Here is a 17,658-nt window from a genome sequence, read left to right on the forward strand (position 1 = left end):
TAGAATTAAATAACTGATAGGTAGCGTTTGAATGCTATTTAGTAGTTGGAGTAGTGGAAGCTGAATAATGAGCAACTTCTATTTTTTTTGAATTTTTTTTAACTTTTGGTGCAGCACTTAGAGAACATTCTTCGTTACGTTCACAAGCAACCATAATTGCTAAACCAAAAAAGAGAGTTAGCTGTAAAAGTATTAGTTTTTTGAGTTTCATAAAAAAATAATCTAGTGAGTAGTTTTGGGAGATGTCTTTTTAATTAAAAAATAATTATTAAGTCATTTCACAATTTTATGAGTCTTGCTTTAATTCAAGGGGAATGAATTAATTTATTATGAATACAAAGTTAAGAGATTTAATGGCTTTTAGCGAAAAAAGAGCCATTTTATAAAAAGCACAATACTACAGTTTGAAGTACTTTTTGCTTACTTTTTACATCAATCACTTATTAAATTAGCTTTCTACTGGAAAATATAATGGGTCTGGATAGATAAATTTATATCCTAATATTTCTTGTGTTTTTTTTGAGCTAATTATCTTAAAATCAGGTGTTTTTTCATTATTTGAAAATGTAGGAGCTTCAAAATTATGCTCTATTGCATTCTTTTGATAAACCTTTTGACGAATTGGATGAACTGGGCACACTACGTTAAATACTTCAAAATGGTTACTTGCTTGATGGCTAAAAAAGCTGTTTTGATTCATTTTTTGAGCGATTAAGGCAATAATATTTATCAAATCCTTTCTATGTATGAAATTTACAGGAATATAACCTGTTTTGAGATTGTTTTTTCCAGCAAAATACTTTCCTGCCACTCGTTTTGCTCCCATAAGTCCACCTGCTCGTAAAACCACAACTTCCAAATCTGCTTTTTTACAGGCTTCTATAAATACATTTTCAGCTTCAAAAATATCTTTTCGGTTAGCTTCTTCTAAAGTTTGGACATCTTTTTCAACAACTTCCTTATTTAGTGTTGTATCATAGTCTTTATAAACAGAAGTTGAACTAATAAAAATTACTTTTTTAGTTGCTTTATCACTTTCTAATAAATGATTTTTGATAAATTCCATTTGAGTTTTATAAAATTCCTTATTTTCTCCTTTTTTGTGTCTTGAGGGTGGGATATTTATCAGAGCAATATCTGTATCGAAAAAATCTCCAAAAAAATCATTAGAGTCAGACGAATATTTTTTTATATTTTCTTCATTCAATTCTAAATGAAAAGGTTTTATCCCTTCTTTTTCTAAAATTGTTATTTTGTCTTTAGATGTAGTAGAACCATTTACTTTTTGACCTTCTTCTATGAAGAATTTGGCTGTTTCTAATCCAAGCCAACCACAACCTAAAATACTAATTGAACTCATTTTTTATAATTTGATGATTTACTTAAAGAAACAAGAACAGATGAATTTGCTTTTAGTTTTGAGAAATCCTTGTAAAAAGGCAGAGTTTGAGTAAGAGTTTTATAGGAGAATGTGGTTGTTAGATTTTCTTAGATTTATTTCCATAAAAAAAGCTATCAGTTTTTATTCTGATAGCTTTTTCTGATTCTACTTTTTTTTGCTTAAAAACGCATTCCCATAACTAAAATATCATCAATTTGAGAACGGTCTCCTTTCCAAGATTTGAACTTTTCATCTAAGATTTGTTTTTGCTCTTCAATAGGTTTTTCATGAATTTCTTTTAATAAAGCTCTAAAGTTTTTGCTCATAAATTTTTCAGATTTTTCTCCTCCAAATTGGTCTTGATAACCATCAGAAAAAAGATACAACATAATAGGCTCACTCAAATCTACTTCGTGGCGAGTATAATTTCTATCTAATTGAAACTGAACTCCTCCAATTGGATATTTATCTCCTTTTATGAGTGTCATTTCTCCATTTTTAAAGTAAACCAAAGGATTTTTTGCTCCTGAAAATTGTAATTTTTTGTTTTCTAAATCAATCACACAAAGAGCCAAATCCATTCCATCACGACTTTTATTTTCTTCTTGTCGCAATGCTTTTCTGACGCTATCATGAAGTTCGTTTAAAATTTTATCTGATTCTATAACTCCTCTAGCGCTTACAATTTCGTTTAATAAATCGTTACCAATAAGTGACATAAATGCCCCTGGAACTCCGTGTCCTGTACAATCAGCAGCCGTTACTACGATTTTGTTACCTTCTTTCAAAAACCAATAAAAATCTCCACTTACAATATCCCTAGGTTTGAAATAAATAAATGAGTCTGGAATTGATTCTTTGATTTCCTCTACACGAGGCAAGGCAGCATCTTGAATTCGCTTTGCATAGTTGATACTTTCTGTAATACTCTGATTTTTTGCTTCAATAATTTCTTTCTGAACTGTAATTTCGTTTGTTCTTTCTTCTATTGTTTGCTCCAAATCTCTACTGTATCGCTCTAGTTTTTGGTGTAACTGCTCTTTTTCTGTGATAGATTCTTTTAAGCGTTTTACGTGTTTTATTGTTTTTGAAATTGTCGCTCCCAAATCATTAAAATTGATTGGCTTAGTTACAAAATCAAACGCTCCATTATTCATTGCTCTTCTGATATTTCTCATATCTCCATACGCCGAAACGATAACTGTCTGAACAGTTGGATTTACTACTTTTGTTTTGGAAAGTAGCGTAATTCCGTCCATTTCAGGCATATTTACATCACATAAAATGACATCAATATTTGGATTGTCTTTTAATTTGTCAAGAGCTTCAGCACCATTGGCAGCAAAAATAAACTCATATTCATGATTGCGAAGTTGCTTTCTGAATTTTTGTTTCATCAAAAGCTGCACATCTGGTTCGTCATCTACAACCATTAATATTGTCGGCATAGGATAGTTTATTTTATAAGGAGGTATATTTTCTTCAGACAGATTTATAAAAATGGTTTTTTTATCTTATCTTTTTAATGAATAGTATAGTAAGACTTAGGCAAATTTAATGCAAAAAATTAGTTTACCCTAAACATACTCAAAACTTAGCATACAAACAAAACAAAACTGTCGATAAAGCGATTAAATTGCTCGGTAAACATCATAAAAACAGAAATAAAATAAACCGAAAGGGAACAATAATCACTCAAATTCAATTATTATTTAGTAAATTTAGAAACAGAATTTTGTTTTTAAGTCAAATTAATGTCATTACTAACCCAACTGGTAACTATTTACTGGTAACTGATAACTGAAAAAAATGCGTAGTTTTGCAGAATTTAAAGCTCTTTTTGATGAAGATTTACTTCCTCATTTAGAAGAACTTAAAAAAGAACTTTCTTGGCGTAATATTCTTCAATTTGGAATTGTGATAGCTCTTGCTGCTATTTTGAGTGTTCTTTTTGTTTTGATAGCAATGGAAATTGTAGCTATTTGGATGGTTGTAATTCTTTCTGTTTTTCTGATTGCAGGAGCAATTTGGCAAGTACGAAAATTAGCAGACAGAAGAGATATTCAATTGCGCTACAAAAAGACAGTTAATTCCAAACTCATTGAGTTTGTAGCTCCTAGAGGAGATTATGATGCAAATGGTTTTGTTTCATATAGCGATTTTGTGGATAGTGAGTTATTCAAACGTGAACCTGATTTTTATGGTGGTGATGATTTACTAACAACAAATCAAGATGGAGTAGAGGTGGAGTTTTCGGAAGTAAAAGCTGCTTGGGAAGAACAGAGTGAAGATATAAAAGGTAATGATTCTAGTCAGTGGCATGTTATTTTTGATGGAATTTTTATGGTTTCTTCGCTAAGTAAAAGTTTTCCTGATATGATTATTATTCCTGATGCTTCGAAGGGAAGCTTCGGACGTTTAGGATATGAGACCAAAAAAGCAAACGAACAACACGGAGAGTTTGTAGATGTTGAGCATCCAGAATTTAATGATTATTTTACAGCCTATGCTAAAGATGCCAAAAAAGCGAAAAGCATGATTAGTGAAGATTTTATGGATAAAGCCGTTGAAATAGCTCAAACCATTGAAGAACCTATTTATTTTTCATTCAAAGGACGAAAAATGTACGTTGCAATCCGTTATGACAAACCAATGTTTGAGTTTAATACGTATCTTGCAAACGTAACCAGTCCTGATAAACCCTATGAAATATTCAAAGAAATGGATTTCTTGGTAAGTATTGGAGCATCGCTAAATAGTATGCAAAGAAGAGCATCAAATCCATCAATGGATAGTTTTGGAGGAGGAATGACTGGAATGGGAGGAATTGGAAGTATGGGTGATTTTGGTGGAATGGAAAGAGAAAATATTCAATCATCAGAGGAAGGAATTGGAAGTTTGGGTTCTATGTCAGCAGATGATATAGGGCTTACTGATGAAGAAATCCGTGCTATGATGGAAGGAGAATAAAACAGCAGTTTTAATAAAAAATTTAATTACAATTTAGTTTATTTTAGGTCATGACTTTTTTTCAACGTATCAATAATTTTTACTTTTGGTTTTTCGTAGCATTTATAGTTTGGATGTTTTTTTTAGATGGAAATGATGTTTTGAATCAAATCCGTATGCGCCAAACATTGGAAGAGCTACAAGCCGAAAAAGAATATTATAGTGAACAAATTAACCTTTTAAAAACAAAAAAGGAGCAAATAAACGATTCTAAAAGTCTAGAAGAAATTGCAAGAGAAAAATACCTCATGACAAAAGAAGGCGAAGATGTTTATGTGGTAGAATAAATAAAGGTAGAAGTCAGATTTTAGAAGTTAGAACTGAAAGTCAGCGTAGCTAATTAACTTAATTCTACTTTCTATATTTTTGCTTTGAAGTAGATAACATTAGTTCTTTTTTAATAATTGAACGCAGTTACGTTTATAAATGAGTTGTGCTTAATGTGAATAAAACGAATGAAAGTAGCCTACGACAAATACTATGAGACAGAAAACTTGTTCGGAGAACCTTATCCCGAATTGATTGAGTTTTTTGCTGAATATTCCAGAAAAGGGAAGGCGCTTGACTTGGGTTGCGGACAAGGAAGAGATGTAATTGCTTTGGCTCGACTTGGCTACTCTGTAACTGGAATTGATAACTCAAAAGTCGGTATTGACCAAATGAACCAAATCGGACAAAATGAAAATTTGGACTTGGTCGGGCAAGTCGGAGACATTTATGCATTTGACGGTTTTAATGAGTTTGACATTGTTCTTATGAACAGTATGTTTCATTTTGCCAAGAATGATAGGGAAAAAGAAATTGGACTGATTAAGAAAATCGTTTCGGAAATAAGAAACGGAAGTCTTGTGGTGGTTTGTATTCAGGATACAGGAGACAAAGTCCAAATTCTAAACAAAGCAATTGACTTTGAAAGAAAACTTAAACGACTATATGAGAAAGAATTTAAGTACGTATTTGAAGACAGTGACAGCAGACATAAATCTGAAACTGATTATCGAATGATAGTTATTGAAAAATAAAAACACTAAGCACAACACGGTATATAGCAAATAGGGCGTTCGGTGGACTACGAAAGTTCAGTGCTATTTACCATCACCGCCAAATCGTTGATTTGGCTTTTAAGAATGAATAAATTAAAAACAAAATACAACGTTTTGGCTCAGTGCAAATTTGAAAGTTTATCGCTTTCTTCTTCCCTACTTGCCATATACTAACCGTTATGCCCAATTGTAATATGACAACAAATGAACGTAATCTTCCACACAACAACAGCAATTAGTGTTGCAGTTTTACTGACAGATACAAAAAGAATTGAGCAATCAACGACTTGCAAACACGTTATTTGGACAGGTATTCTAGCATTTGCCATTGGACTTATTTCACACGGAGTGTTAGACTACATTCCTCATTGCTATCCTATTAACTCCAAACTTGATGCTGCCACTGGCTTAGCAATGATATTGACTATAACTTGGCTGACAAATAAAAAGTATCGTTTAATTATAGGACTTTCTTTGCTTGGGAGTATTTTCCCTGACTTGATTGACCTCTCTCCTGCAATTATTAACAAACAACTCGGACTTAGTTTGCCAATAATTGAAAAGATATTTCCTTGGCATTTGCACGATTATTCTGGCTCAATTTATAGTGACAGGTGTAACAATTCGACACTAAATCATATTCTTTTACTTTTGACGGTTAGTATAGTTGTTTGGTGCAGACGAACAGATGCAAAACTAATGTTTAAAAGTAACGTATAACAAAAACAACTGGGCATAACATTGGCTTAACAAAAATAGGCGTAACATTTTGACACAGACAGTTAAACATAAAATAAACTTTTAAAGGTTTAGCGAGGGACGAGCTAAAAACTCCCGATTTCACCGAGCTATACCGTTATAAGCAATTAGCTTAAATAAATAACATGGAAGATAAACTACAAAGAGGAATTGTTGTACTTGACAAAGAACAAACTGAATGGAGAAAGGTTAAATGCAAAGAATTTTTAAATATTCAAAAAGGTGGTCCCTATATTTATACAATGGATAGAGATCTGCCTGTAAAATTTGTTCCTCATGACACGTTTTCAAAGTATGTAACTTCCATCGCTAAGTCATCTATATATGTTCTATTTCATAGAGGAGATATGTATAGAGTCAAAACTTGGGCTTTTAGGAAATTCTTTGGAGATGAGATATATTATTGTGTGATATTTGACGACACTTTTGATTGGTTTTTCTTTACTGATGACAATAGCAAAGATTATAATCAAGTAAAGGCTTTCTATCGAAAAAATAATATTTAATGTAATTATATCATTGAAAAAAGACAAACTGCCTCTAACAAAAAATAAACGTCATTAAAGTGGACGTTTATTCAAACCATTACAAGCAATGCTATGATAAATTATGAACTTAGGAATACAGACTCCGAAGATATTGAAGATTTACTTCTAAGAGTTGAAACTTCATTTAACATAAAATTCGTTAGCGATGAACTAGTATATATAAGAACATTTGGACAACTTTGCGACCATATCAAAAATAAAATTAAACTTGAGGATGTAAATAATTGTACAAGCCAACAAGCATTTTACAAACTTCGTGAGGTAATTTCAACAACATTGCAAATAGAAAGTAAAGTAATAACTTTAGATTTGCTTTTAACTGACATATTACCAAGACACAACAGACGTTTGAAGGTAAAAAAAATAGAAAATTATTTGGGTTTTAAGCTAAATATTTTACGACCCTCATATTGGATAATAGGAATATTTATAATAACACTTGTCATTTCCCTTATTGGACTTTCGCTTAATTTACAAACTTGTTTTTTTGGACTTGTATTTTCAATTTTTGGACTTTTGCTTACAAATAAAATGGGAAGAGAACTTGATTTACAGACAGTTGGACAACTAGTTAAAAATATGACTAGAGAAAATTATCTTAAATCAAGACGCAATCCAAAAACTTTTAACAAAAACGAAATAGAAAAGGTATTAACTGACTGGTTTAGTAACGATTTACAAATAGACAAAAATAGATTAACTAAAGATAAAGAATTTTTTTAACGAAAAGCATTGTAACCGAAATTAACTTAGCAAAAATAGGCGTAATGTTTTGACACAAACATTTGAATATAAAATAAACTATTGAAGGTTGAGCGAGGGATGAGCTTAGAACTCCCGATTTCACCAAGTTATACCGTTATAAGCAATTTAAATAAACATTGAGAAAAGCATTAAAATACGGACTTCTAACTTCTAGTATTGTGATTATTACAGTTGTTGGACTTATTGGCTTTGGATTTCACACAATAGAAATTGAAGACCATTATGGAGATTATCAAGAGATATATTATAAATCAAAAGACTCTGATTTAATTGTCAATGAAGAAACTTCTGAATTTGGAATAGTTGGAAAGAACTGGAAAAGAATAAATATTAAAACTAAAGAGAAAGACTCAACTGATTTATATACTTTTGCGAGTAAAGGAAGTTATTATTCGAAAATAAAAGTATATCGACCGAAGACAACGATTGAACGAATAGAACAAATGAATTTTGCAGATGTTAAGAAACTAATATCCGAAAAGAAAATAGAGTTAATATTGGAGCATCAAAATGAGTGAAAAAGCAAAAATATTATTCAATTTTCATAGCAACATTTTTGACGAACAAAACAAATAGCTAAAATCGTTTGGACAGATAAAATTAATCAAGAAGGTATTTAAGTGTCATGCTTTGTATTTCGTAAAACATACATGTGATGCTTCTCCCTACTCATTCTCCATTTCCTAGTTCCCATTTTCTAATATCTAATTTCCCATCTTAAAACCAATCACAAGGACATCATCTATTTGTTGGCGTTCTCCTTTCCAACGTATAAAGCCACGTTCTAAGAGTTGCTTTTGAGCTTCCATATCTTCTGCATAAATATCCTTTAAGACTTTACGGAAGCGTTTTTTCATAAACTTATCATCATTTTTTCCTCCAAATTGGTCTTGATAACCATCAGAAAATATATAAAAAGAAGTGGGTTGATTTACTTCAATGATATGCTCTTTGAAGGTAGGTGTTTTCTTCAAATATTTTCTTGAATACCCTCCAATTCCTCTAATATCGCCTTTTACTTGCTCTACATTTCCATTCTGAATATAAATCAATGGATTTTTTGCACCTCCAAAAGTTACTGTATTATTTTCTTTATCAATTACACAAATTGACATATCCATTCCATCACGACTTTGCGTTTCATTTTGGCGCAATGTATTTCGGACAGCTTTATCTAATTCCTCCAAAATAATAGCAGGACTCATAATTCCCATTACATTAATAATTCTATCCAAATGCGTTTCGGCAATAATAGACATAAATGCCCCCGGAACTCCATGTCCTGTACAATCAATGGCTGCAATAATCATTTTTCCTTCTCGCTCCGTAAACCAATAAAAATCGCCACTCACAATATCACGAGGCAAGAATAAAACAAAGGCTTCAAAGGCTTCTTTCAAAATAGATAGAGGAGGCAAAAGTGCGTGTTGAATGCGTTTTGCATAATTTATACTATCTGTAATATCTTTGTTTTTGTGTTGAAGAGCAATTCTGTTTTCATCTATTTCGTGTTTTTGAGCTTCTATTTTTGTATAGGCTTGTGAATTATCTAAAGCAATTACGATATAGGTTGCTAGGTTTCTAAGAATTGATAAATGTTCTGAATCAAAGGCATTTTCTGTGTAACTCTGAACAGTTATGACACCAATTTTTCTATCTCCCAAAATGAGAGGCAAATAAACAACAGAAGAAGTTGTCTTTCCAAAATTTGGGTTTGGCTTTTCTTCCATATATTTTAAATAATCTTGTTGAATATTATGGATAATGATTTCACGTTGTTCGTTAAAACACTTTACAGCCAATTCATTTTTATCATTCAAATCCAAAACATGAAAAGGTAATACATTTCCATCTTCAATAAAACCAGAAATAGTCAAATAATTTGCCTCTTCATCAAAAAGAGCTACACCAAAAGCATCAGCAGGCATCACTTTCTGAATATTATCATAAACAGCTTGAATGATTTCTTTATGATGTAAACTAGCCGTTATTTGCCTTCCAATATCACTAAGCAAACGAATATTTGCATAAGCATTTTCTAATTGGTCTCGCTGTACACGCAATTCTTCAGTAGTTTCTAAGAGTTCTCCTGTTCTTTCTTTGACTGAATTTTCTAGTTTGATATTTTGTTCTCTAATAGCTTTTGTTCGGAAATAATAAATAGCAAAAAGTCCACTTGCAATAAGCAAAATACAAATAGTTCTGAACCACCATGTTGCCCAAAACGGAGGGCGCATTATAATTTTGACAGAAGCTCCATCATTGTTCCAAAGTCCGTCGTTATTTGCTGCACGAACTACAAATTTATACTCTCCTTTTGGTAAATTAGTATAAGAAGCGAAACGACGGTCATTTACCTCATTCCAATTTTCCTCAAAACCCTCCAAACGATATGAATATCTATTATTTTCTGGATGTAAGAAATTAAGAGCCGTAAATTCGAAGGTAATTACTTGGTCATCGTAACCCAAAATAATTTCATCAACAACTGAAATGTGATGTTTAAGAGGCGATTTTTTATTGTTTTCATCTCTAACAAGAACTGATTTATTAAAAATTTTGAAATCCGTCAAGACGACAGGAGGAAGATATGTATTTGACTTTACGGTATCTGGATGAAACATAGTTAGTCCACCAATTCCACCAAAAAACATCATTCCATCATTTTTTCTCAAATGTGAAGCCCCTGAATTAAATTCATTACTTTGTATTCCGTCTTCAAGATTAAATTCCCAAACTATACTATCTCCAATATCAAATTTGAGGATTCCATTATTTGTACTCAGCCACAAATTTTCTTTTTTGTCTCCCAAAATTCCGTGAATAACTCGGCTAAGTTTTGAGTCTAATTCGCCAAAGTGAAGAGCTTTTTTTGTTTTTGGGTCAAAACGGTTCAATCCATTTGGAGTTCCCAACCATAAATAACCTGATTCATCTTCCCAAATGGTTCTGACAGCATTACTACTGATACTTGTAGGGTCATCATCTTTGTAAGAAAAATTTTCGAAAGAAAGAATATTTCCTCTATTATCTCGTTTGGCAAGGCTAAGTCCCCCTTCTTCTGTTCCTATCCAAAGATTTCTGTTTCGGTCTTCAAAAATAGTACGAACGCTACCTCCTGCTAAAGAGGTTACATCATTTTTATTATGCGTAAAGTACCTAAAACGATATGTTTTGAGTGAATCTTTTTTATCTTTTAAGTAGTTTCCTGTTGTATCTTCATAAATTTCATTTAATCCTTTGCCCAATGTTCCTATCCAAATTTTGCCATAACTATCTTTATACATTGTATAAATAATATTTCCACTTGGTACGGCATTTAAGCTATCGTTTTCATTTGCTACAAAGGTTTGAAAATCTAAAGAAATATGAGTTTCCTTATCAAGTTTGGCTCTAAAAAGTCCGTTTTTGAGTACAGAACCCCATAATACAGAATCACCTTCATTTAATAAAGCTGTTACATCTCTATTACTAGGATTTTGAAAGGAGGAGAAAAATGTACTATAATTGAAAGCCGAATCTTTTGCTGTATTGAGATAACTCCAACCATCGGCAGTTCCCACCCAAAGATTATTATCGTCAGAGTTTTCTATACTCCATACCCATGCAGGAGGAAGGCTATTTGGGTTTTCAGGATTATGACGAAATGTTCTGAACTGTTTGGTGCGAGTATTTACTTTAAAAACTCCATTTTTATTTGTTCCTATCCATAAAAGCCCTGATTTGCTTTTTGTAATAGCTCTAAACCGTCCATAATTTTCGAACGTATTTCCTATATTTTGTCTTGTATAAGTATGTGTGTTTTGATTGAATTTACCAAGTTCTGAAACTGAAATAATCCATAAATTACCGTCTTCATCTTGTTCTATTCCCTCAATAGGAAAAGGAGATGCTTTATATTCTGAAATATTATCTCCTAATCTATTATATCTACCAATTCCATCTTTTGTACCTATCCATAGTGCCTTAAAACGGTCTTCAAAAAAGCAGGTTACATATTCGTTTGGCAAAGAGGAAAAAGTAGAATCTGCTATGAAGACTTTAAAATCATTTGTTTTGGGTTGATAACGAGCTGCTCCATTTGTTGTGCCTATCCAAACATTTCCTTTTTTATCTGTATGAAGTGCTGTAATTTCATTATTAGGAAGTGAAGTAAGGTTTCCATCAGCAAAATATCGTTCAAATGTCTTTGTTTTTCTATCAAATTTGTTAAGTCCGTTTTTTGTGCCTATCCAAATAACCCCTGTCGTATCTTCTGTAATTGCACTTACATCATCATGAGAAAGACTTTTATTATTCTTAGCTTTATGAGCATAATTAGTGAAATTGTCAAAATCAAGATTATATTTTGAAAAACCTCCTTCTGTTCCTATCCAAAGTGTACCATCTTTAGATTGGAAAAGCGTTTGTATATTGTTACTAGGCAGAGAAGTAGAATCTCCTCGTTGAGATTTGAATATTTTGAATTTGTAGGCATCATATCTATTTAATCCATCTTGCGTTCCGAACCACATAAACCCTTTCTTATCTTGTAGAATAGAAAGCACCGTCGATTGGGACAATCCTTGATCAATATTGAGATGCTCAGCTTCCAAAGGCGTATTTCCAAAATCGTTGAATTGAGCGAAAGAAATATTAGAGAAGAAAGAAAGACTATATAGAGTTAGAATACAGAAAAAAAGTGTACAAGCGTACCTCATGTATTTCATTAGTTTAGGGCTAGTTATTTTGATAGAATTAAATATAATCGGCTAAATTTAGTTATTGCATGGAAAAATAAGCAAAAATTACAGCAAAACGATTTTTTATATAACTACTTTCGGTAGAAATGTTTTTTTATTAGGTGGAAAACGTTTTAGATTTGGGCGAAATAAATAATTCTGTATTTCTATTTTCTGCAAATAGTACGCTGCACTACAATACTAATTCTCCATAAAAGCGTTTTTTGAATAAAAAGCTTCTTTTTTGATTCTATTAACTTACAAAAAAAGCTAATAGTAAAACTATCTTTGTAAATTTGAGTTATTATTTTTCCTTTTTGCTAAATTCTATAAATTATTTACAAAAACGTCTTACCTCATTTTCTCAAAATGAATTACTTAAATTACTTTTTCGTAAAGTTACTTTTCATAGGCTTTATTTTAGTTTTTAGTCTATTTTCTTCTTCAAGTTTGAAGGCACAAAATGATTCAATTCAAATTGATGTTATTCAAGATCCTTTACTTGAGCTTGAAACTGTTCCCATTCTTTCTTTATTGGAGATTGAAGACACGCTTTCTTTGTCAGAAGTATATGAAGTAATCTTTGAATATCATCCACTTATTCAGAAAGCAAAACTAATTCCTGCACTTGCTATTCAAGATATTAGAAAAGCAAGAGGGATGTTTGACCCAACCATAATGGGCGAATGGACAGAAAAACAGTATAAAGAAACAAACTACTATCAAAGAATAAATGCTGAAATTAAAGTTCCTACTATTTTGGGGTTTGATTTGAAGGCAGGTTATGAAACTAACTCAGGCGTTTATTTGAATAATGATGAAAATCTTCCAGATGAAGGACTTTTTTATGCAGGAATAGAGCTACCTCTTCTTAGAAATTTGATTTTTGATGAACGACGTGCTACGCTGCGAAAAGCACAAGTTTTTGCAGAAATGGCACAAGCCGAACAACAGAAAGAAATCAATAAATTATTTTTTGCTGTGGCAAAAGATTACTGGGAGTGGTATGCAGCTTATGAGAGTTTGAAGGTAGCAGAAGAGGGAATTGAGGTGGCAGAGTTTCGTTTTGAGAGCGTGAAAGATGCCTTTGAATATGGAAAATACCGTGCAATAGATACAACAGAGGCACTTATGGAGCTTCAAAAACGAAAAGTAGAGCGTTTGCAATCTCTTGTAGATTTTGAAAAAACTCGTCTTGCTCTTTCTGGTCATGTGTGGTCAGAAGATGGAGAGGCTCTTTTTATTAAGCCTACGATTGCGCCTTCAAGTATGGGAGGACAACTAGAAAAATTTGATTTGCAAGGTATGTTGGCTACGGCTGCCGAATTTCATCCAGAATTATTAAAACAAAACTTCAAACTCAATACACTCAAGATAGACAGAAAGCTATATCAATTTTCTTTGATGCCTCAATTAGATTTATCTTATAAACCGATTCTCTATCCACGTAAAGCAAATAATTTGGCTCTTCAAGAAGATTATAAATTTGGTTTGAAACTCTACGCCCCTTTATTTTTGAGGAAAGAACGAGCTAGTTTTGCTATGGCAAGAATAAAAATTCGTCAGCAAGAATTAGATTTGAATTTTACACAGCGAGATATTCAGATTGGAGTCGAACAAGCTTATATTCAAGTTAATCGTTTGGCACAAATGGTAGAACTACAAAAACGAAATGCTGCCAATGCATTTGTTTTGCGTGATGGAGAACAAACACTTTTTGAGCTTGGAAGCAGCACCGTTTTTTTGATAAATTATAGAGAACGTTATTATCTTGATGCCAAATTAAAGCTTATTCAGTTAGAAATGAAATATGCAAAAGCAAAAGCAGAACTCCTTTGGAGCTCAGGACAGAATGAATTTGTGGATTTGAGGAATCAAGAGTAGGAAGGTTACTCTACCATAAAACGCTCAAAAGACTGCCAGTATTTATCTTTGTAGATTTCATAATCTATTTCAAAGACATCAATATATTTTTGTTGAATATCAAACATTACTTTTGAAATAAATCTAAAATCTGTAGAAGCAAAATAGATTTTTCTGTGATTATTTGCTGTTTCTCTTCCGATACTCAAATAAGCTTTAGAGTTTTTTAGTTTGTTCAGAATATTGTCTTCTAGTTCTTCTAAACGGTCTGCAATTTCACTTTTTGGAAAACCGTTACTCAAAAAGCCGTTTATTTTTTCATAATTGATATTCAAAGCTGTAATATAAGGACAAGATGATTTGTTGTTCCAATGCAATAATGTTTTGTTGATTATGGCTAGTAAAGCTTTGCCATTTGGAAGCTCTCCTTTAAGTAATGAGTAACTTTTTTGTTGGTCATTATTTTTTATAATTTCTACTATCTCGCCATACTTTTCTTGGTATTCTTTTTCTCTCCAAATAAGATAGCTTTTTAGTTTTTCTATTGGAATTAGCTCTTGATTAGCAGTTTCTTTTTTCGATTCTATATTCAAAACATCAATCGTGGAGGCAAAATGTAGTTCTCCTAAATAGTTTTCTAAGAAAAGATATATTCCATTCGTTATTTTTCCTTTATCTGTCTCTTCGAATTCTTGATAAACTATCGTAATTTCTATTTCATCAGGGTAGTCTTGATGTTGAGTAGGATAAAATTTTAAGGTATCACTATTAAAAATTGTTTCTTCTATTTGTATCTGAATTTGCTCAATATCAGAAGCTGGTTTTGAGGCTTCAAAATTCCAGTTTTCCAAATTTGGTGCAGCTCTAACAAGCTCTTCAATAAAAACGATATTGCTCAAATCTGCATCTGCTGTAAAAATCAAATCTACAACCTCTTCACTTTTCATTCCTGTCAGGATATAAAAGCCATCTTTTATTTTTTCTAATTCTTCTAATATTGGGTCAAGAAAACCCTGTTCAATATATTTTTTACTCTTTACAATTTTGAAAAAACGTCTTTCATTTTTTAGAAACCAAATCCAAAAGTTCTTATAGGCTTGGTTTAGCTTTTCTTCTGTTGTCATTTTTCTTTTTTATTAAAATCCCCCTCTTTTTCTTTTGAATTTACGTCTTTCTTTACGCTCTAATTTTTTGAGTTCTCGTTTGCTTAATGCAGCCAAATCATCTAACCTTTTTTTGTGTTCGATGGCTTCTTCTAGTGAAATATCTTCTTCTAAAGTATGAATTGTTCCTTTTGTTTGAATAGCAATATCCCAATATTCAGAACGAATAGCATCAATTTCTTCTGTACGAGCAATCAAGATATGGACAGGAGTTTTGGATTCTGAAAGCTCCTCTAGTAATTTTATATCACGCACACTTGCCATATTATCAGCTATCAAAACTAATGATTTTGCTTTTGGGTAATTTTTTTGTGCATAAAGTAAGGCTTCTACATCATTTTCTGGAAAATCGCCTCCTGTTCCTGCTGCTTTGGATTCTTCCATCATTTGTAGAGCCTCGTCAATACTTCCTGTTTTGGTGGCATAAATCCCTCCTGTATTTCCTATTTTTTTTTCTTTAGTAGGCGTATCATTCCCATCATTAAAAAAGACAAAATTTTGAATAGAAGAAGTATCACTTTGAGAGTTTTTTTGATTATGCCACAACAAAACAGGCGTTGCAAAATGATACATACTGGCTGTCCAATCACACACCACTACTACATCTTTCCAATCTTGACGGTCAAAAACTTGATAGGTAGAATTAGGTTTTGGTTTGCCTTCTTTTATAAAAGTCGCTTCTTCAGATTCATTATTGTAAGCAAACGTAGGAACAGGAATTTCTGGGTTTGGCGTGTCAGGAACTTCTGGTGTTTCAGGTGTTTCTTTCTCTTCTTTTTTGGTTTGCTCTTTTCTCAAGTTATAATAGACTACAAAGCCGTGATAGAGTTCCTTAGCTTGTGCTGCCGTATTGACAACGTGAGCCACAAACTCCCATTCTATGTTAGATTTGAATAATTGAGGAGCTGTCTTTTCAAGTTCATTCAGACGAGCCAAATTTAGTTTTCGCTGTTGTAACTTCTGAAAATTATTTGTTTTTGGATATTTTGAATAGACAAGTTCGACACGATATACATCTACCTCATCAAGCAGTTTTGAATGTGAAGTATTGGTTACTGCTATTTTCCCAAAGGCTGTCGGAAATAAAAAAGAACCTTCTACGGAAGTTGCAGGGTCGTATTTTCGTGTCTCTCTAGTTTCTGCTTTTCCCATTATAAGATTAGCCGATTGAGCAAAAAGAGGAGTTGTGCCAAAAATAAAAAGGCAAAGTAAAATTAGGTGTTTCATAGAGAAATGCTTTAAGACCCTAAGGGTTTTTGAAAACCCTTAGGGTCTTGACTTGAAAGAAATATTTTTTTTACTATAAAAACGACTTTCTTTACTATTCCTTATCTAATAGTATCATTTTTAATAATTATTTACAAAATTAAGTTATTCAGATGGGAAAAGTCTTAATAAAAGCATAAAAGCAAGTACGTTTGATAGATTTTAGCAAAAAAAGTACGTAATTCGTTCATTATAATTTATTTTTTACCTAACGATACTTAGAAAGTGTTGGCTACTGTATGATTACTCGTTCTACTCTTCTCCATCTTCGAATTCCATTTTCTATTTTTTTGATGCCTGTTTTTTGTTTTGCTGCTAGTCAGGCTGTTCATCTAACGTGGCAAATATATTTTATTGTTTTTGTGATTTTGCATATTTTCGTTTATCCAGCCAGTAATGGCTTCAATAGCTTTTATGATAAAGACGAGGGAAGTATTGGAGGACTTAAAAACCCACCCAAAGTAAATCAAGATTTGCTCACGACTTCACTAGTTTTTGATATAATCGGACTCTTTTTTAGTTTCATGTTTGTCAATTGGCAGTTTGCCTTGCTTGTTTTTATTTATGGATTGATGTCAAAGGCATATAGCCACCCAAGTATTAGACTAAAAAAATATGCGATTGGTGGTTGGCTGACGGTCGGAATTTTTCAAGGAGCTTTTACCTATTTAATGTGTGTATTGGCTTTTGAAAAAGATTTCTCAATGTCTTCTGATACTGCTTTTAGTGGTTTTGAAGTGTTTTTTCAAGAAAGACATCTTTTTGCAGCTGCTTTGATTTCAGTTTTGCTTTTGGGTTCGTACCCAATGACACAGATTTATCAGCACGAAGAAGATGCAAAGCGAGGCGACAAAACAATCAGTTTGTTTTTAGGCATTCGTGGAACGTTCATTTTTACCATTTTATTTTTTGGTTTGGCAGCAGTAGGGTTCTATTTTTACTTTTCTACCTATCAATATGAGTTTTACTTTTGGCTTTTTCAAGCCTTTCTAGCTCCTGTGTTGCTTTATTTTGTCTATTGGACGTTTATTTCTTGGAAAGATGCTTCACAGGCTAATTTTCAAAGAACTATGCTTCTGAACGTTTTGTCTTCGCTTTCTATGATTGCTTATTTTACGGTAATTACTTTGATGTAAATTT

15 protein-coding genes are annotated in these 17,658 nt (G+C 32.1%); 9 read left to right on the forward strand and 6 right to left on the reverse strand.

Features of this window, described 5'->3' with window-relative positions:
- Nucleotides 1-34: 34 nt before the first annotated feature.
- The 3 genes from WAF17_RS16050 to WAF17_RS16060 form a co-directional block, all read right to left on the reverse strand.
- Nucleotides 35-211 carry a hypothetical protein gene (locus WAF17_RS16050; protein ID WP_338761720.1) on the reverse strand — a complete coding sequence of 59 codons (177 nt, stop codon included), beginning with the start codon at nucleotides 209-211 and terminating at the stop codon, nucleotides 35-37.
- Between the two features lie 237 nt (nucleotides 212-448).
- Nucleotides 449-1,360 carry an SDR family NAD(P)-dependent oxidoreductase gene (locus tag WAF17_RS16055; protein ID WP_338761723.1) on the reverse strand — a complete coding sequence of 304 codons (912 nt, stop codon included), beginning with the start codon at nucleotides 1,358-1,360 and terminating at the stop codon, nucleotides 449-451.
- A 200-nt stretch (nucleotides 1,361-1,560) separates the two neighbouring features.
- The gene (locus tag WAF17_RS16060) at nucleotides 1,561-2,829 is read right to left on the reverse strand and encodes a response regulator (RefSeq protein WP_338761724.1); all 1,269 of its coding nucleotides are present in this window, start codon (nucleotides 2,827-2,829) and stop codon (nucleotides 1,561-1,563) included.
- A 361-nt stretch (nucleotides 2,830-3,190) separates the two neighbouring features.
- Between WAF17_RS16060 and WAF17_RS16065 the strand changes: the two genes are divergently transcribed.
- The 7 genes from WAF17_RS16065 to WAF17_RS16095 all read left to right on the forward strand — a co-directional run bounded on the left by WAF17_RS16065 (nucleotide 3,191) and on the right by WAF17_RS16095 (nucleotide 8,023).
- Complete coding sequence (locus WAF17_RS16065) at nucleotides 3,191-4,351, forward strand: DUF3137 domain-containing protein (RefSeq protein ID WP_338761725.1); 1,161 nt, start codon at nucleotides 3,191-3,193, stop codon at nucleotides 4,349-4,351.
- A gap of 50 nt (nucleotides 4,352-4,401) precedes the next feature.
- On the forward strand, nucleotides 4,402-4,677 hold the full coding sequence (locus WAF17_RS16070) for a septum formation initiator family protein (RefSeq protein WP_338761728.1): 276 nt from the start codon (nucleotides 4,402-4,404) through the stop codon (nucleotides 4,675-4,677).
- Between the two features lie 168 nt (nucleotides 4,678-4,845).
- A complete protein-coding gene (locus tag WAF17_RS16075; RefSeq protein ID WP_338761730.1) occupies nucleotides 4,846-5,412 on the forward strand; it encodes a methyltransferase domain-containing protein in 567 nt (188 codons plus the stop codon).
- Between the two features lie 225 nt (nucleotides 5,413-5,637).
- Complete coding sequence (locus tag WAF17_RS16080; protein ID WP_338761733.1) at nucleotides 5,638-6,153, forward strand: hypothetical protein; 516 nt, start codon at nucleotides 5,638-5,640, stop codon at nucleotides 6,151-6,153.
- A gap of 164 nt (nucleotides 6,154-6,317) precedes the next feature.
- On the forward strand, nucleotides 6,318-6,698 hold the full coding sequence (locus WAF17_RS16085; RefSeq protein ID WP_338761736.1) for a hypothetical protein: 381 nt from the start codon (nucleotides 6,318-6,320) through the stop codon (nucleotides 6,696-6,698).
- Nucleotides 6,699-6,791: 93 nt separating this feature from the next.
- A complete protein-coding gene (locus WAF17_RS16090) occupies nucleotides 6,792-7,463 on the forward strand; it encodes a hypothetical protein (RefSeq protein ID WP_338761738.1) in 672 nt (223 codons plus the stop codon).
- A gap of 158 nt (nucleotides 7,464-7,621) precedes the next feature.
- On the forward strand, nucleotides 7,622-8,023 hold the full coding sequence (locus WAF17_RS16095) for a hypothetical protein (RefSeq protein ID WP_338761740.1): 402 nt from the start codon (nucleotides 7,622-7,624) through the stop codon (nucleotides 8,021-8,023).
- A gap of 186 nt (nucleotides 8,024-8,209) precedes the next feature.
- Here the strand turns inward: WAF17_RS16095 and WAF17_RS16100 are convergent, their stop codons facing one another.
- Entirely contained in the window at nucleotides 8,210-12,214 is a 4,005-nt protein-coding gene (locus WAF17_RS16100; RefSeq protein WP_338761742.1) for a two-component regulator propeller domain-containing protein, read from the reverse strand.
- 381 nt (nucleotides 12,215-12,595) lie between these two features.
- On the opposite strand from WAF17_RS16100, the gene WAF17_RS16105 reads away from it, so the two are divergent.
- Complete coding sequence (locus WAF17_RS16105) at nucleotides 12,596-14,110, forward strand: TolC family protein (protein ID WP_338761744.1); 1,515 nt, start codon at nucleotides 12,596-12,598, stop codon at nucleotides 14,108-14,110.
- A 5-nt stretch (nucleotides 14,111-14,115) separates the two neighbouring features.
- On the opposite strand, the gene WAF17_RS16110 is transcribed toward WAF17_RS16105, so the two are convergent.
- Both WAF17_RS16110 and WAF17_RS16115 read right to left on the reverse strand, forming a co-directional pair.
- The gene (locus WAF17_RS16110; RefSeq protein ID WP_338761747.1) at nucleotides 14,116-15,213 is read right to left on the reverse strand and encodes a DUF695 domain-containing protein; all 1,098 of its coding nucleotides are present in this window, start codon (nucleotides 15,211-15,213) and stop codon (nucleotides 14,116-14,118) included.
- A gap of 12 nt (nucleotides 15,214-15,225) precedes the next feature.
- On the reverse strand, nucleotides 15,226-16,479 hold the full coding sequence (locus tag WAF17_RS16115) for a hypothetical protein (RefSeq protein WP_338761750.1): 1,254 nt from the start codon (nucleotides 16,477-16,479) through the stop codon (nucleotides 15,226-15,228).
- Nucleotides 16,480-16,757: 278 nt separating this feature from the next.
- Here WAF17_RS16115 and WAF17_RS16120 point away from each other — a divergent pair, with 278 nt between their 5' ends.
- Nucleotides 16,758-17,654, forward strand: coding sequence for a UbiA family prenyltransferase (locus WAF17_RS16120; RefSeq protein WP_338761753.1), 897 nt, complete (start codon nucleotides 16,758-16,760; stop codon nucleotides 17,652-17,654).
- Nucleotides 17,655-17,658: the final 4 nt, after the last annotated feature.

Source organism: Bernardetia sp. ABR2-2B (assembly GCF_037126435.1).
Lineage (GTDB): Bacteria > Bacteroidota > Bacteroidia > Cytophagales > Bernardetiaceae > Bernardetia.

Excerpts from the sequence above, each read along its gene's own strand:
- WAF17_RS16085 (WP_338761736.1), top strand. The coding sequence starts at position 6,318 with ATGGAAGATAAACTACAAAGAGGAATTGTTGTACTTGACAAAGAACAA.
- WAF17_RS16105 (WP_338761744.1), top strand. The coding sequence starts at position 12,596 with ATGAATTACTTAAATTACTTTTTCGTAAAGTTACTTTTCATAGGCTTT.
- WAF17_RS16110 (WP_338761747.1), bottom strand. The coding sequence starts at position 15,213 with ATGACAACAGAAGAAAAGCTAAACCAAGCCTATAAGAACTTTTGGATT.
- WAF17_RS16100 (WP_338761742.1), bottom strand. The coding sequence starts at position 12,214 with ATGAAATACATGAGGTACGCTTGTACACTTTTTTTCTGTATTCTAACT.
- WAF17_RS16075 (WP_338761730.1), top strand. The coding sequence starts at position 4,846 with ATGAAAGTAGCCTACGACAAATACTATGAGACAGAAAACTTGTTCGGA.
- WAF17_RS16055 (WP_338761723.1), bottom strand. The coding sequence starts at position 1,360 with ATGAGTTCAATTAGTATTTTAGGTTGTGGTTGGCTTGGATTAGAAACA.
- WAF17_RS16050 (WP_338761720.1), bottom strand. The coding sequence starts at position 211 with ATGAAACTCAAAAAACTAATACTTTTACAGCTAACTCTCTTTTTTGGT.
- WAF17_RS16080 (WP_338761733.1), top strand. The coding sequence starts at position 5,638 with ATGAACGTAATCTTCCACACAACAACAGCAATTAGTGTTGCAGTTTTA.
- WAF17_RS16070 (WP_338761728.1), top strand. The coding sequence starts at position 4,402 with ATGACTTTTTTTCAACGTATCAATAATTTTTACTTTTGGTTTTTCGTA.
- WAF17_RS16115 (WP_338761750.1), bottom strand. The coding sequence starts at position 16,479 with ATGAAACACCTAATTTTACTTTGCCTTTTTATTTTTGGCACAACTCCT.
- WAF17_RS16060 (WP_338761724.1), bottom strand. The coding sequence starts at position 2,829 with ATGCCGACAATATTAATGGTTGTAGATGACGAACCAGATGTGCAGCTT.
- WAF17_RS16120 (WP_338761753.1), top strand. The coding sequence starts at position 16,758 with ATGATTACTCGTTCTACTCTTCTCCATCTTCGAATTCCATTTTCTATT.
- WAF17_RS16065 (WP_338761725.1), top strand. The coding sequence starts at position 3,191 with ATGCGTAGTTTTGCAGAATTTAAAGCTCTTTTTGATGAAGATTTACTT.
- WAF17_RS16090 (WP_338761738.1), top strand. The coding sequence starts at position 6,792 with ATGATAAATTATGAACTTAGGAATACAGACTCCGAAGATATTGAAGAT.